This is a genomic window from Mesorhizobium sp. M0833 (genome assembly GCF_040319905.1).
Taxonomy (GTDB): domain Bacteria; phylum Pseudomonadota; class Alphaproteobacteria; order Rhizobiales; family Rhizobiaceae; genus Mesorhizobium.
The window spans coordinates 21123-34548 of the sequence record NZ_JAMYOQ010000028.1 but is presented as its reverse complement, the minus strand read 5'-3'; the positions used below and the strand labels follow the sequence as shown (position 1 = coordinate 34548).

The 13426-nt window shown below is 62.1% G+C and carries 21 protein-coding genes; 7 read left to right on the top strand and 14 right to left on the bottom strand.

Annotated elements, in window-relative coordinates; translation table 11 throughout:
* Nucleotides 1-48: 48 nt before the first annotated feature.
* Genes NKH98_RS25495 through NKH98_RS25485 form a run of 3 tightly spaced genes read right to left on the bottom strand, consistent with a single transcriptional unit; the run spans nt 49 to nt 2747 of the window.
* The gene (locus tag NKH98_RS25495; protein ID WP_352806541.1) at nt 49-1464 is read right to left on the bottom strand and encodes an ATP-binding protein; all 1416 of its coding nucleotides are present in this window, start codon (nt 1462-1464) and stop codon (nt 49-51) included.
* 49 nt (nt 1465-1513) lie between these two features.
* Nucleotides 1514-2233, bottom strand: coding sequence for a response regulator (locus NKH98_RS25490; RefSeq protein ID WP_023678415.1), 720 nt, complete (start codon nt 2231-2233; stop codon nt 1514-1516).
* Nucleotides 2220-2747 (bottom strand): MarR family winged helix-turn-helix transcriptional regulator, encoded by a 528-nt coding sequence (locus NKH98_RS25485; RefSeq protein ID WP_023719182.1) that lies wholly within the window; start codon nt 2745-2747, stop codon nt 2220-2222. The genes NKH98_RS25490 and NKH98_RS25485 overlap by 14 nt, the downstream gene beginning before the upstream one ends.
* A gap of 243 nt (nt 2748-2990) precedes the next feature.
* On the opposite strand from NKH98_RS25485, the gene NKH98_RS25480 reads away from it, so the two are divergent.
* The 3 genes from NKH98_RS25480 to NKH98_RS25470 all read left to right on the top strand — a co-directional run bounded on the left by NKH98_RS25480 (nt 2991) and on the right by NKH98_RS25470 (nt 5154).
* Nucleotides 2991-3884, top strand: coding sequence for a branched-chain amino acid aminotransferase (locus NKH98_RS25480; protein WP_352896143.1), 894 nt, complete (start codon nt 2991-2993; stop codon nt 3882-3884).
* Between the two features lie 145 nt (nt 3885-4029).
* Entirely contained in the window at nt 4030-4341 is a 312-nt protein-coding gene (locus NKH98_RS25475; protein ID WP_254819202.1) for a hypothetical protein, read from the top strand.
* Between the two features lie 171 nt (nt 4342-4512).
* Nucleotides 4513-5154, top strand: a complete 642-nt coding sequence (locus tag NKH98_RS25470) for an MBL fold metallo-hydrolase (RefSeq protein WP_352896146.1) — start codon at nt 4513-4515, stop codon at nt 5152-5154.
* Nucleotides 5155-5224: 70 nt separating this feature from the next.
* Here the strand turns inward: NKH98_RS25470 and NKH98_RS25465 are convergent, their stop codons facing one another.
* From NKH98_RS25465 to NKH98_RS25455, 3 genes are all read right to left on the bottom strand, one after another.
* Nucleotides 5225-5635 carry a BA14K family protein gene (locus NKH98_RS25465; RefSeq protein ID WP_254819204.1) on the bottom strand — a complete coding sequence of 137 codons (411 nt, stop codon included), beginning with the start codon at nt 5633-5635 and terminating at the stop codon, nt 5225-5227.
* A gap of 193 nt (nt 5636-5828) precedes the next feature.
* The gene (locus tag NKH98_RS25460) at nt 5829-6041 is read right to left on the bottom strand and encodes a cold-shock protein (RefSeq protein ID WP_006202521.1); all 213 of its coding nucleotides are present in this window, start codon (nt 6039-6041) and stop codon (nt 5829-5831) included.
* Between the two features lie 224 nt (nt 6042-6265).
* Entirely contained in the window at nt 6266-6478 is a 213-nt protein-coding gene (locus tag NKH98_RS25455) for a cold-shock protein (RefSeq protein WP_006202520.1), read from the bottom strand.
* 498 nt (nt 6479-6976) lie between these two features.
* Between NKH98_RS25455 and NKH98_RS25450 the strand changes: the two genes are divergently transcribed.
* Complete coding sequence (locus NKH98_RS25450; RefSeq protein WP_352879031.1) at nt 6977-7372, top strand: Kazal-type serine protease inhibitor family protein; 396 nt, start codon at nt 6977-6979, stop codon at nt 7370-7372.
* Between the two features lie 10 nt (nt 7373-7382).
* On the opposite strand, the gene NKH98_RS25445 is transcribed toward NKH98_RS25450, so the two are convergent.
* The 4 genes from NKH98_RS25445 to NKH98_RS25430 are packed head-to-tail and all read right to left on the bottom strand — an operon-like array spanning nt 7383 to nt 8244.
* A complete protein-coding gene (locus tag NKH98_RS25445; RefSeq protein WP_254819206.1) occupies nt 7383-7607 on the bottom strand; it encodes a hypothetical protein in 225 nt (74 codons plus the stop codon).
* A 32-nt stretch (nt 7608-7639) separates the two neighbouring features.
* Nucleotides 7640-7777: a hypothetical protein gene (locus tag NKH98_RS25440; RefSeq protein WP_254819207.1), complete on the bottom strand. Its 138-nt coding sequence runs from the start codon at nt 7775-7777 to the stop codon at nt 7640-7642.
* Between the two features lie 45 nt (nt 7778-7822).
* The gene (locus NKH98_RS25435) at nt 7823-8068 is read right to left on the bottom strand and encodes a hypothetical protein (protein ID WP_254819208.1); all 246 of its coding nucleotides are present in this window, start codon (nt 8066-8068) and stop codon (nt 7823-7825) included.
* Nucleotides 8065-8244, bottom strand: a complete 180-nt coding sequence (locus tag NKH98_RS25430; protein ID WP_502894322.1) for a hypothetical protein — start codon at nt 8242-8244, stop codon at nt 8065-8067. Before NKH98_RS25430 ends, NKH98_RS25435 begins: the two co-directional genes overlap by 4 nt.
* Nucleotides 8245-8668: 424 nt before the next feature.
* Here NKH98_RS25430 and NKH98_RS25425 point away from each other — a divergent pair, with 424 nt between their 5' ends.
* The 3 genes from NKH98_RS25425 (at nt 8669) to NKH98_RS25415 (ending at nt 10967) form a co-directional block, all read left to right on the top strand.
* Nucleotides 8669-8851, top strand: coding sequence for a hypothetical protein (locus tag NKH98_RS25425; protein WP_352902729.1), 183 nt, complete (start codon nt 8669-8671; stop codon nt 8849-8851).
* A 10-nt stretch (nt 8852-8861) separates the two neighbouring features.
* Nucleotides 8862-9128 (top strand): DUF1488 family protein, encoded by a 267-nt coding sequence (locus tag NKH98_RS25420; protein ID WP_254819211.1) that lies wholly within the window; start codon nt 8862-8864, stop codon nt 9126-9128.
* A gap of 183 nt (nt 9129-9311) precedes the next feature.
* Entirely contained in the window at nt 9312-10967 is a 1656-nt protein-coding gene (locus NKH98_RS25415) for a tetratricopeptide repeat-containing sulfotransferase family protein (protein ID WP_352902727.1), read from the top strand.
* On the opposite strand, the gene NKH98_RS25410 is transcribed toward NKH98_RS25415, so the two are convergent.
* From NKH98_RS25410 to NKH98_RS25395, 4 genes are all read right to left on the bottom strand, one after another.
* On the bottom strand, nt 10954-11307 hold the full coding sequence (locus NKH98_RS25410; protein WP_254819213.1) for a DUF1428 domain-containing protein: 354 nt from the start codon (nt 11305-11307) through the stop codon (nt 10954-10956). The genes NKH98_RS25415 and NKH98_RS25410 overlap by 14 nt on opposite strands.
* A gap of 78 nt (nt 11308-11385) precedes the next feature.
* The gene (locus NKH98_RS25405; RefSeq protein WP_352896162.1) at nt 11386-11814 is read right to left on the bottom strand and encodes a VOC family protein; all 429 of its coding nucleotides are present in this window, start codon (nt 11812-11814) and stop codon (nt 11386-11388) included.
* Between the two features lie 127 nt (nt 11815-11941).
* A complete protein-coding gene (locus NKH98_RS25400; RefSeq protein ID WP_023719167.1) occupies nt 11942-12115 on the bottom strand; it encodes a hypothetical protein in 174 nt (57 codons plus the stop codon).
* Nucleotides 12116-12218: 103 nt separating this feature from the next.
* The gene (locus NKH98_RS25395; protein ID WP_352902724.1) at nt 12219-13403 is read right to left on the bottom strand and encodes an ATP-binding cassette domain-containing protein; all 1185 of its coding nucleotides are present in this window, start codon (nt 13401-13403) and stop codon (nt 12219-12221) included.
* Nucleotides 13404-13426: the final 23 nt, after the last annotated feature.

Below are 13426 nucleotides of genomic sequence, written 5' to 3'. Positions count from 1 at the left end.
TTCACCATGGTTTCATGACGGGCGAATGAAGGCCGGGTCTCGCTGCCGTCAAGCCGGAACCTTGATCACCGCCCGCAAGCCGCCGAGCGGGCTGCGTTCGAGGACGATGTCGCCGCCATGGCTGCGGGCAATGTCGCGTGCGATGGAGAGGCCAAGGCCGGTGCCGCTGGCGTCGAGGTTGCGGGCCTCGTCGAGCCGCACGAACGGCTTGAATACATCCTCCCGCTTTTCGGGCGGAATGCCCGGACCGTCATCGTCGATGGTGACGAGCAGCGAACCGCGTCCATGATTGGCGTTGATCTCCACCGTCTTGGCATAGCGGAATGCATTGCCGACGACATTGGAGAGCAGCCGGGCAAAGGCATTGGGGCGCACGTGGACGTGCGGATCGCCGGTAAGTACGGTCGACAGCTTGCGCTTGCGCAGCGCGGCTTCCTCGCGAAGCTTGTCGAAGAAGGCTTCGAGGTCGAACCGGCCGGCATCTTCCGATGCTTCGCCGCGTGCAAAGGCAAGGTAACCTTCCAGCATCGACTGCATGTCGTCGATGTCCTGGTCGAGTGCCTGGGTGTCGGCCGCCTTGGTCCCGGCCAGTGCCAATTGCAGCTTGAAGCGGGTGAGGATGGTCCTCAGATCGTGGCTGACGCCGCTCAGCATGGCGGTGCGCTGCTCGAGCTGGCGTTCGATGCGTTCGCGCATCTGGATGAAGGCAAAGCCGGCGCGGCGGACTTCCTCGGCGCCGCGCGGGCGAAAATCGCGCGGCATCGGCCGGCCTTTGCCAAAGCTCTCGGCTGCCTCGGCCAGCGTCAGAATCGGCCGGATCTGGTTGCGCAGGAAAGGAATGGCGATCATCAGCAGCACCAGCGAGGTGCCGACCATCCAGATCAGGAAAATATGGGTGTTCGACGCATAGGCCTGGCTGCGGCGCACGAAGACGCGCAGCACCTTGTTCTCAAGCTGGACGCGGACCTCGACGATATTGGAATTGCCGACCGTATCGATCCAGAACGGACGGTTGATCTGGCGGGTGATCTCGGACGAAAGGATCTCGTCGAGGATCGAGAAGAACGGCTTTGGCCCGGGTGGCGGCAACGGGTCGGGGGGGAGGAGGTCGACCTTCAGCTGCATGCGATCCTGGGCGATGCGGATGACGTTCGCGTAGTCGGCGTCATGCGGATAGGTCTCTATCAGGTCGATGATGGCGGCGATGTCGCGCACCGTGGCCTGTGACAGGCGTTGCGTCACGGTCTGCCAATGGCGCTCCATGAAGACAAAGGCGACGACCGACTGCAGCATGATCATTGGCGCTATGACGATGATCAGCGAGCGGGCATAGAGCCGCTTCGGCATGTAAAGCGACACCAGGCGCCAGAAACGGTTCCAGGCACGCGGCACGGCCTTCAGCGCCCGCGTCGCGCGGGCGCTGAAGCCGCCATCTCCCGGCCGTTCGAGTTGCGTGGTCGCCATTCGTCTTTTCGCTCACCGGGACCCGGCAAGGTCCGCTGTCGGCGGCATTCTATTCCACGCTGAGCCGATACCCAATACCACGCACGGTCTGCAGCCAGACCGGATTGGACGGATCGCGTTCGATCTTGCGGCGCAGCCGGTTGATCTGGACGTCGATCGTGCGCTCGCCGACCTCGGATTCGTCGCCGACAAGCTCATGCCGCGGTATCGTCTCGCCGGCACGGGCAGCGAAGATCGCCAGGATTTCCTGCTCGCGGTCGGTCAGCTTGAGCGCCTCTCCGCCGCGCTTCAGCTCACGCCTGGCGATCTGGAACGTATAGGGACCGAAGACCAGCTGTTCGACCTTGGGCGTCGTCGCGGGGCCGCCGCGGCGCAGGATATTGTTGATACGCAGGATCAGCTCACGCGGGTCGAACGGTTTAGGCAGATAGTCGTCGGCGCCGGCCTCGAGCCCGGTGATCCGGCTGTCGGTTTCGGACAGTGCGGTGAGCATCAGGATCGGTACGTTTTTCTCCGCCCGCAGCGCCTTGGTGAGATCGACGCCGCTTTCACCCGGCATCATGACGTCGAGCACGATCAGATCGAAGTCGAGGCCGGCGAGCTTGCGCCGCGCCTCGCCGGAATTTCCGGCGACGGTGACGCGAAAACCGTTTTCGGTGAGATACTGTTTCAGAAGATTGCGGATTCGGGTGTCGTCGTCGACCACCAGCAGATGCGGCGCGTCGTCTTCCGGTGCTGTCGGATGATCAACCCTCTCAATGGTCTCCATGGCTTTTCCCTGACATCTTTGCGGGCACAATGTCGATCTGCGCCCTTAGTTCCGGATTGACCATCGCTTCAAGGAACCGTTCGATAACGGCGCGTTCGGTGGCTCCGGAATCTTCCAATGCAGCATGGATGCGGCGCGACTGTGGCCGCGCCAGCGCCAGCGCCAGCGCACGGCCCTTGGCCGTCGGATAAAGCTCGCGCTGGCGGCGGTCGCGGGGGCCCTGCAATTGCACGATATGGTCGGTGTCAATCAGTTGCTTGAGCACGCGCGCCAGGCTCTGCTTGGTGATCTTGAGCACGTCGAGGAGCTCGGCGACCGTCAGGCCGGGCCGGCGATTGACGAAATGCAACACCCGATGATGGGCGCGGCCAAAACCGTAATCGGCCAGGATCTGGTCAGGATCGGAGGTAAAGTCGCGATAGGCGAAGAAGAACAACTCGATGATGGCGAAATCGATGCCGTCCTCGTCGGTGATCGCCGTCCTGATCGGCTCTGCGGCTGCGTGGCTCGTCATCTTTTCTCCGTGTGAAGCAGAAATTATGTCAGCACTATTGACGTATTTTCCGCGCGATGGTAATTTTTGGCAAGCTTTTCGGCGGATTGCGAACGAAAAGGCAAGCGAAGCCGTTTTTTCCGGAACTTCCTGAGTTTGCCAGACCTTAAATATCCGCCTACGCTTTGAGACAATGGCCGTCCGCAGCGGCCGAGGCGAAACACGCAACGACACTGTGCGGGCTGCCGCCCGCGGGAGGTTACCATGGCATCCGTTCCCTTCGACCAACTGGACGGCTTTATCTGGATGAACGGCGAATTCGTCAAATGGGCCGACGCCAAGATCCACGTCTTGACCCACGGGCTGCACTACGCCAGCGCGGTATTCGAGGGCGAGCGCGCTTATGGGGGCGAAATTTTCAAGCTGACCGACCACACCGAACGCCTGCATGAATCGGCGCGCCTGCTTGGCTTCAAGATACCCTACTCGGTCGCCGAGATCGACGACGCCTGCCGCACGCTGTTGAAGAAGCAAGGTTTCCAGGACGCCTATGTCCGGCCGATCGCGTGGCGCGGCAGCGAACAGATGGGCGTTTCCGCACAGAACAGTCGGATCAACTGCGCCATCGCCATCTGGCAGTGGCCGAGCTATTTCGACCCGGCGCAGAAGCTCAAGGGCATCCGCCTCGACATGGCCGAATGGCGCCGCCCCGACCCGCGCACCGCACCGTCGAAATCGAAGGCGGCCGGCCTCTATATGATCTGCACCATGTCCAAGCATGCCGCCGAGGCCAAGGGCTATGCCGACGCCATGATGCTCGACTGGCGGGGCCAGGTGGCGGAAGCGACAGGCGCCAACATCTTCTTCGTCAAGGACGGCAAGATCCATACGCCCAAGCCCGATTGCTTCCTCGACGGCATCACCCGCCGCACGGTCATCGGCCTTGCCAAGGGCCGCGGTTTGGAGGTGATCGAGCGCGCCATCATGCCGGAAGAGCTTGAAGGCTTCCAGCAGTGCTTCCTCACCGGGACGGCAGCCGAGGTGACGCCGGTTTCGGAGATCGGTCCATACCGATTCGAGGTCGGCGAAATCGCCAAGACGCTGATGAATGACTATTCTGCGGCCGTTCAGCCGAAGCACGCAATCGCTGCAGAATAACGAAAGTCACAGCTTTTTTAACTAGTAAGGGCGGTTTTCGGGCCGCCCTTTTTATTTAAGCGCTTCTGCATTTGACTTTCACACAATTCGGCGTCTCATGATGGGGTCGGCCCGGGAGGCTGGCAGCCATGGAGGGACTGGAAATATGGATATGAACACGCTTCTTCCGATCATTATTCAGGTGATTACGGGTATCATCGGTGGTCAGGCGGTTGGCGCGGCTATCAAGACGGCGGCGATGGGGCAGCTTACCAAAATCCTGGGCGGCGCTGTTGGCGGCGTCGGCGGTGCGGCCATCCTCAACAGTCTGCTGGGTGGCGCGGTCGACCCGACAGCCGCGGCCACGGCGGCAGGGGCAGGCAGCGCGTTGAACATTTCAAATATCGTTGGCGGTGCCGGCGGCGGCGCCATCCTGACCGGCATCATCGGTGCGGTCATGAACGCGATGAAGAAATAAGCTTTGACGTTTCAGGTTTTCAAATGGGCGGCTTCGGCCGCCCATTCCGTTTTCCGTTTGTGGAGCGGTGGACGCCGTTCGCGTGTGTCTCTACATCAGGGTAAAGGTTAGGGCTTTCCTGACGCGTTCGAGGGGGGGCGCGCAGCGCTCCGACAGCGTGAAAGGACGAATATGGGTCAGCTCAACGCCGGCATCGTGCCGGTCACGCCGTTCCAGCAGAACTGCACCATTCTCTTCGACATAGACGACAGGCAAGGCGTTGTCGTCGATCCGGGCGGCGACATCGACAAGGTGCTGGCGGCGCTCGAGGACAATGCGATCACTGCCGGCGCGATCTGGATCACGCATGGCCATATCGACCATGCCGGCGGGGCCATGGAGCTGAAGGAGGCGCTCAGTATCGAGATCATCGGCCCGCATGCCGCCGACCGGCCGCTGCTCGCCAATCTCGAGAACCAGGCGAAGCGCTACGGCATCACCGATCCCGTGCGCAACTGTGTCCCCGACCGGTTCCTTGCCGAAGGCGAGACCGTTTCGTTCGGCTCACACGTGTTCGAGGTGCTCCATTGTCCGGGCCACGCACCCGGCCACGTCGTCTACTATAACCGGGCGGCGAAGTTCGCGCATGTCGGCGACGTGCTGTTCCGCGGTTCGGTCGGCCGCACCGACCTGCCGGGCGGCGACCACGCCGCGCTGATCGCCTCGATCAAGGAGAAGCTTTTGCCGTTGGGCGACGACATCGGCTTCATCTGCGGCCACGGTCCCGGCGGCCGTTTTGGTGAGGAGCGGCGGAGCAATCCGTTCCTGATCTGAAACCGCTTGCCGGAAACAAAAAAGCGCGGCCTGTGCGACCGCGCTTTTTTCCGGCAGGAAACTGCCTCCGTTAATTGGCGGTGCAGAAATGCTGTTCGCCGTCATAGCCTGTGAACGTGCCGGTACGCGCGTTGAAGCTCCGGTAGCGGTCCGAGCAGTATTCGTACCAGCCGCGGGTCCAGGGCTCCGCATAGCTTTCGGCATAGGCCACCCGCGGCTGCACGTAATAACGGCGCACCGGGGCAGGCCGGTAGTATTCATCATCATAGGCCGGGTCGTAATAGCGGGGCTGCGGGCTGGCGAGCGCACCGCCGATCAGGGCACCGGCCGCAAGGCCGAGCACGCCTGCCGCAACGGCGTCGCCGTTGCCGTGGTGCCGGCGGTGATGGCGCCATTCATCGGCACTGGCCGCGGGCAAGGTCGCAAGCGTGGTCGCAACGACCGCGGCGGACAGGATGGCAGTCTTGAAAATTCGGTTCATGTCGGTCTCCTTCGTGCCGGCCCGGGTCGTTTTCGGGGGATGCGGTCCGGCTTTAACGAAGATTAATATGGGACCGTGGCTGAACGGGGGCTGAACGAAATTTGGCCAGGCGGGTTCATCCAACCGGGCGATTCAAGCGTGCGGCAAACACCGCAGGCCAGACCGGCCCGCGTCCATTCTGTCCAGGGCCGGTTCAGCCGATCGACAGGTTGACGGCTTTCGGACCCTTGCCGCGCTTGTCCGGCTCGGTGTCGAATGTCACTTTCTGCCCATCCTCAAGACCGGGAAGACCCGACGCCTGCACGGCCGAAATATGGACGAAGACATCCTTTGCCCCGTCGTCCGGCGTGATGAAGCCGAAGCCCTTGGCGTGATTGAAGAATTTGACGGTGCCGGTCTGCGGCATGGGAAGCTCCTTTGATCCCACAAGTCCAGTCTCGGGCCGGCAAATGCCCGGACGGAAATTTGTCCTTTATTTTAGTGCCATCGGCAAGAGAAAGTTTTGCGGGTGCCGGCAAGCATCCCAGAACACAAAAGGCGCGACGAAAACCGCCGCGCCTTTATAAAATTCACGTCACACCAAGCCTTGCAGCATCCTCACACCCGAAAGGACGCGCGGCACGCCGCCGTTCAGGCGGCGCGGAGATTGACCGCTTTCGGACCCTTGCCCATACGGTCGGGCTCGACATCGAAGGTGACCTTCTGACCGTCGACGAGCGTGCGCAGCCCGGAAGCCTCAATCGCCGAGATGTGGACGAACACATCCTTGGCGCCGCCATCGGGCGTGATAAAGCCGAAGCCTTTGGTAGCGTTGAAGAATTTAACGGTGCCGGTCTGGGCCATTGGGGAAACTCCTTCACCCGTGTCAGTCTTGGTGGTTCCGCCCGCCGCCTGGCGCCGTGGGCAAGTCCCGGTGGTTGCTTCGGCAGTCATGCACTGGCGCATGGTAAAACCCCCCGCCGAAAACGGGGCTGTCAGAGATTCACAGTATCGGGGAAAGGTCGTCCAAAACGTTCCGCTCTCCGGGTCGCAAATGCCCGAACACAAAATTTATCGCACGGAAACGTGATGCTTGCAAGATAGAGCCGCGGGCGGCCCAACAGGCGCATCCCGACGCATCGCAGCGATAGTCCCGGTTCTCCGCGCGGTCATCGGCCAGACGCAGCCCAGGCATGGTCCAGCAAGCGGGGCCGGTGCTGTTTTGCCTTTGCGCCGGCATATCGCCTTGGTTGGCCATGCCGCCCGTTGCAAACAGGGTTTGCATTTGGCGGCGGAATGACGAGGATCGGCCGGACGCAGGCACCATTTGTGCAGGCACGAGCTTCGAGGGAGGGAACATTCATGCGGTTTCTTGCGGCAATCTTCTCGCGGCAGGGTTTTTCCATCCTGTTCCTGTCGGCAATTCTCGCGGCCTGCACCGTCGTGGTCGATGAGGGGCCGGGGCCGCGCCCGCCACGGCCGGGACCGCAATTCTGCACCAGGCAATATGACCCGGTCTGCGCCAGGCGCGGCGGCGACCGCCAGACCTTCGCCAACGCCTGCCTTGCCGAACGCGCCGGATACCGCATCATCCGTGAAGGCGAGTGCCGTCGCGGTGGTGGCGGCGGGGAGCAGACATTCTGTACCCGCGAATACCGCCCGGTCTGTGCCCGTCGCCATGGCGAACTGCGCACGTTCCCCAATGAATGCGAGGCCCGCGCGGCTGATTATAGGGTCGTCGATGATGGGCCGTGCTAGCGCACCGGCCTCACTGTTCGTCCGGATAGGCACCATCGGCGGGGCCGACGTAGAGCTCGGCGCCGTCCTCGTTGGAGATGCGCAGGCGATCGGGGATCTGCGGCATCATCAGCGTGTGAAGCAGCGTGGCGGCGCCTTGCAGGGCGGCGCGCAGGTTCGGCGCCTCCAACGACACCCGGTCGAGTGTCGCTTCGTCGGCGTCGCGCGAGCGGTAGAACTCGATGACGAAGTTCAAGCACGCCTCCAGCAGATTGTCTGCGATCGACCCTAGCCTTTGGACTTGGGTTTCGTACCGGTCTCCGCCTGCTTGACCGCCGAGCCGAACGGCGAGGCCGGCTTTGCAGCCACCTTGTCCTTCTTGGGCTTGCGTGTCTCGCGGTTGCTTCGCTGTTGACCCTTGGCCATTTCTGATCCCTCGTGCGTGGGTGGTAATGTCGAGAGTGCTATCGCTCAGCCGGCCGGGTTGTCGACCGGTTCGAGATTATCTTCCGTCGTGACCCGCTCGTAGGTCTCCTGCTCGCTGCGGATGCGGTATTGCGGCGAGCCGTCCTTGACCGGCAGCCGGCTCTTGATCTGGAACAGCTCCGCGGTCTTTTGGACAAGGCCGATGCGGCTCTTCATGCGGACGGTCTGGCCGACGGTGAAGATATGCGACGGCGTATCCGTGCGCCGCGCACTCTGCTGGAAGCGGATCATGTAACGTTCTCCTGATCGTGCCGAAGCGCTGCTTCGAGTTCGGCGTGGTCGACGGCGACAAGCTGGCTGGTCGGGCTTTTCACCGTCCTTGACGGCAGATGGATGAAAGTGGCGACGCGGCGCCAGGCAAGCCACGACATGCCGTCGATCAGTTCCTCGTCCGTGGTCGATGTCATAGTCGCCGGCCGGCTGCACGCCATCTAGCCCGCCAAGCACGAAAGGTGCCGCGAAATGCGCGATGGAATGAGTGGTGCGGGCAGACATTCTTGTGCCTTGAAGTTTCTTTCCGGCCTGGCCCTGAAAACGGGGCCTGCATTGCGGTATCGGGTATCGGCGATTTGAATGAGTTTTGGCGGGCCGAGAACCCCTGACGCCGCGAGGGGACCAAGCACGGCCCAAAAACGGTTCCATACCAATATTCTGAAAATGCGGCTTATTCAAGAAGATTCCGGCTTTTTGCCGCTACCAACGTAAAATTACTTTTCTATGGTTATTTGCGAAACGATGATACGGTGCCGGGCATCTCAAAAATTGTTTGAAGAAGTTCCGGAAGAGTTCCTCCGGCATTTGTGTTTATTTAGGTATGAAGGGAATAGAGTCATGAGTTCCATAAGAACACCGAATGTCCCGACAGTTGCAGTCGATCCTGTCGTCAAGCCGACAAAGGTCATATCGCCGCGCCTCACGATAAGAAGCGACGAGGCGGCAAGGCGAAGGATTGCCGACACCGACGGCACGGTGCGGCGGGCGCGCCAGCTTGCCGAAAGCAACCGCCTGATTTGACGCGCAAGCCATGACACTCAATTTTCCCAATCCCAGCCGCTCCTACGACGCTGCAGCCAAGCGCGTTCGTTTCGTCGGGCATGACGGCATGTTCGAAGTCCCGTTCTTTATCGAGGTTACGGCACTTTCGACGGTAAACCCGGCTGCAAGCGGAGCCGAAGCCGAATTCCTCAGTGCCTTCGACGCCAAGCGTTCGTCGATCCACGATATTGCGCGCGAAGCCTACTCGCACGGCCGCAAGAACATGTATGTGCTGACGCCGGCCGACTTTCGGTAAGTTCCCCGGGTTCGGAGGTTTGCTTCGTAGCGACCGCCGTCTGCTCTTGCACGTGCCGCAGCGATGGCCTAGATCGCGGCAGGCGGACAACACGGCAGGTTTCCCATCAACAGAGATCCGAGACAACCGGCAGGCGCACGTTACGGCACAGGCGGACAGCCGCCGCTGGGGTTCGACCAGTACGTGCAGCGGGCGCTGCAGCTGCACCAGGCGGGGCGCCGGCAGGAAGCCGAGGCGCTTTACCGTCAGGTGCTGGCGCAAAAGGCCAACCACCCGGCTGCTGCGCATTTCCTCGGGCTTCTGCTGCACCAGACCGGGCGCAGCGCCGAGGGGCTGGCGCTGATCGAACAATCGGTGCGTCTGCAGCCGAACAATCCGGATTTCCTCAACAATCTCGGCACCGTGCTGCGCGACCTCGGCCGGGTAGCGGCCGCCGCCGATCTCTTCCGCAAGGTGGTGGCGATTCGGCCGGACCAGTTGGCGGCGCGCGACAATCTCGGCTCGTCGCTGAAGCAGCTCGGCCAATTCGAAAGCGCCGAAGATATTTATCGCGGCACGATCGGCCGCAACCCGTTCCATGTCCGCGCCCGCGTCGGGCTTGCCGAAACGCTGCAGGAAGCGGGCCGGCTGGATGAAGCACTGGCTGTTTTTCGCGAGGCGCTGACGATCCGGCCGAAGGATGCCGATCTTTTGCACGGCCTGGGCGTCGGGCTAATGGAAAAGGGCAATCTCGACGAGGCTGCGGATCTTTTCAGGCAGGCGCTGGCGGTGGACCCCGGCATGGCCAGGGCCTGGCTGATGCTCACGCAGGTCAAGCGCCAGAAGGAGCGCGACGCCGAGCTTGCCCGCATGGAGGCGGAGCACGCCAAGGCGCCGCAAGGCAGCCTGGCGCGCATGCAGCTTTCCTTCGGCCTCGGCAAGGCCAACGACGACCTCAGGGATTATGGCCGCGCTTTCGACTATTTCGCCGAAGGCAACGCGATCCGCCGCCAGGGCATCGATTACGATGCCGGCAAGACGCGCGGCGAGTTCGAGGCGATGAAGGCCGTATTCGACAAGACCTTTTTTGAAAAACACAGGCCGGGCGGGATCGCCGACGACACGCCGATCTTCGTTGTCGGCATGCCGCGATCCGGCACCACGCTGGTCGAGCAGATCATCGCCAGCCATCCGCAGGTCTATGGCGCCGGCGAGCTCAGCATATTGAAGACGGCGGTCGGTAAGCAGTTTCCGCTCGGCATGAAGGGCGGCTTTCCCTGGGGCATCGCCGACATGTCCGACAAGGCCTATGCCGAGGCCGGCCAGGCCTATCTCGATATGCTGCACGCCCGCTATCCAGGTTTTCGGCACGTCACCGACAAGATGCCCGGCAATTTCCTCTTGGTCGGCTTTATCCATATGATGCTGCCGAAGGCCAAGATCATCCATTGCGCGCGCGATGCGGCGGCGACCTGCCTGTCGATCTACAAAGTGCATTTCCGCGGCGACAGCCACCGCTACGGCTACGATCTCGACGAGCTCGCCGATTTCCACAACCTCTACACCGATATCATGGCGCACTGGCACGCCGTGCTGCCTGATGTCGTGCACGACGTTCGCTACGAGGATTTCGTCGCCGACCAGGAAGGCCAGTCGCGGGCGCTGATCGCCCATCTCGGCCTCCCATGGGACGACGCCGTGCTGTCGTTTCACCAGACCGACCGGCCGGTGCGCACGGCGTCGGCCGCGCAAGTGCGCCAGCCGATGTATCAGGGCTCGGTCGATCTGTGGAAGCGCTATGGCGACCGGCTGAAGCCGCTGCTCAATAAACTTGATCGAGGGGCGCCTACAGCTCGATGAAGGGCTGAAAACCGCCAAAGATCATGCGCTTTCCGTCGAACGGCATGGTCTCCCAGTCCGGCTTGAGGCGCGGATCGGCCATCACCTTGGCCATCACCGCATCACGATGCTGCCTGGATTCATAGACGACCCAGGAGAAGACGACGACCTCGTCTTCCTTGGCCTGCACGGCGCGCGGGAACGAGGTGAGCTCGCCATAGGGTACGTCGTCGCCAATGCATTCGACATAGGCCAACGCGCCATGCTCCTTCCAGACGGCGCCGGCCGTCTGCGCCATTTTCTTGTAGGCATCGAGATTTGCCTTGGGCACGGCCAGTACGAAACCGTCGACATAGGACATCTGACTTCCTCCATGTGATCGTTTTCCTCTCCCTTTAGAGCGGGGAGAGGTGATTTCAGACACAGCCTGTGTTGGATGTTAAGCTGCTTTCACCGGTGCGTTCATTGCCCATTCGACGCCGAACGGATCACGCATATTGCCCCAGCGGTCGCCCCAGAACATCACCTGCAACGGCACGACTTCCTCGCAACCCGCCTCAATGGCCCGCTTCCACCAGGCGTCGATGTCGTCGCTGCCGAGATGGAGCTGCATGGTGTAGCCCTGCGGCTTCACAGCGGCCATTCCATGCTCGGGATAGAAGTCGGAAAGCATCAGGGTCGAACCGTTGATGTGCAGATGGATATGCATGGTGCGGCCCCGTTCATCCGGCGGATAGGCAAAGACCTGCTCGGCACCGAAGGCCTTTTGGTAAAATTCTGCGGCTTTGAAAGCGCCGTCCAGCTGAAGGTAGGGCGTCAATCCGCCAAGCACTTTGGCGGCGGACTGGGTCTGCGGCTGATCATTCATGTCATGCTCCTCTTTGCGTCTGGTTGGCCTTTGCGAACCACAGGACGAACGGAACGGCGAAGATCCTACACGGCCGATGGCTTTTGGATTCGAAATGGCGCCTGCCGCGACGGCCAACTGCCACCTTTCAACCTTCGATGCGAATCCGCGGGCTGTTTTGCGCGTCGACGACGATTTCCGGCCAGCCGATATCTTTGCGCAACTCGATCGGCAATGAAAGGATGGCGCGTTCGCTGCGATAACGGGCGCGAGCCGCCGAGTAACGCGTCACGGCGTGACCTATGGATGACAGAATAGACATGATGCTTTCTCCTCGATTGGCGCCGGCATCACCGTGTCGGCGTCCCAAGGACGTGGCATGCGATCATCATCCGACAGAGCGCCGGATTTTTTTCCGCAATTTTTTAACCGCCCGCTTCGGCTACCTCCTGGAAGAAAGCTTCCGGGCTATCGATCTCGGTCAGCCGCCGTTTCTCGATCAGCCAGAAGCGGTTGCCAACCGCGCGGATGAAGGAGCGGTCGTGCGAGGCAAGCAGGCAGCTCGCCTGACGTTCCAGCAATTCCGCTTCCAGCGCTTCCTGGCCATCGATATCGAGATGATTGGTCGGCTCGTCGAGCAAATAGAAATTGGGATTGGCGAGCCTGAGCGCCAGCATCATCAGCCGCGCCTTCTGTCCGCCCGACAGCACGGCGATCCGGCGCTCCTGCATGTCGATGCTAACGCCGACGCCCGCGAGCAACGAGCGGGCGCGCTGCTCGCCGACATCGAATCTGCGCGAGAGCATCGCCAGCGGCGTGTCGTCGCCGCCGATGCCCGACAGCGTCTGGTCGCTATAGCCGAGCACGGTCGACGGCGTCACCTTCACGCCTTGCGCCGCCGTTTGCGGCTCGACGATGGCATTCCGGATCAGGCCGATCAGCCGTGATTTGCCGACGCCGTTACGGCCGAGCAGGACAATGCGGTCGCCTTGGCAGATATGGCGCTTGCCGGTGCCGAACAGAACCGTGCCGTCAGGCATTCCGACCACCAGATCGTCGAGCGTGATCAGCACCTTGGCATGGCTGCCGCGATTGGCGAGCTTGATCGTGCCCGCCGATCTTTCGCGGTGCGCCGGCGCTGCCGCTTCTTCCAGGCGCTCTGCCCGCTGGTTGAGCTGCTTGGTCTTGACCGTCAAAAGGTCGCTGCCGGAATTGATGCCGATATTGTTGAGCTTGGCCGCTTGCCGGCGCAGCTGCTGCGCCACTTTCATGTCGCGCTGGAACTTGCGTTCGGTCGAGGCGTCGACCTCGTCCAGCGCAAGCCTCGCCCGCGAATAGGGCAGCGAAAACACCGGCGATTGTTCGGGACGCAGGAACAGCGTGCGGTTGGTCGTGGCGTCGAGGAACGCCCTATCATGGCTGACGATCACCACCGGCACCTCGCGCGGCAGCGCGTTCAACCAGGTTTCGAGCTGGCTGATCTTGCCGAGGTCGAGATGGTTGGTCGGCTCGTCGAGAAGCAGGACGTCGGGGTCGGTGACCCAGACGCGGGCGATCAGCGCCAGCCCTTGCCAACCACCGCTCAAGGCTCGCATCGGCCGCTCGCGCATCAGCACCCCTCAACCGTCTCGGC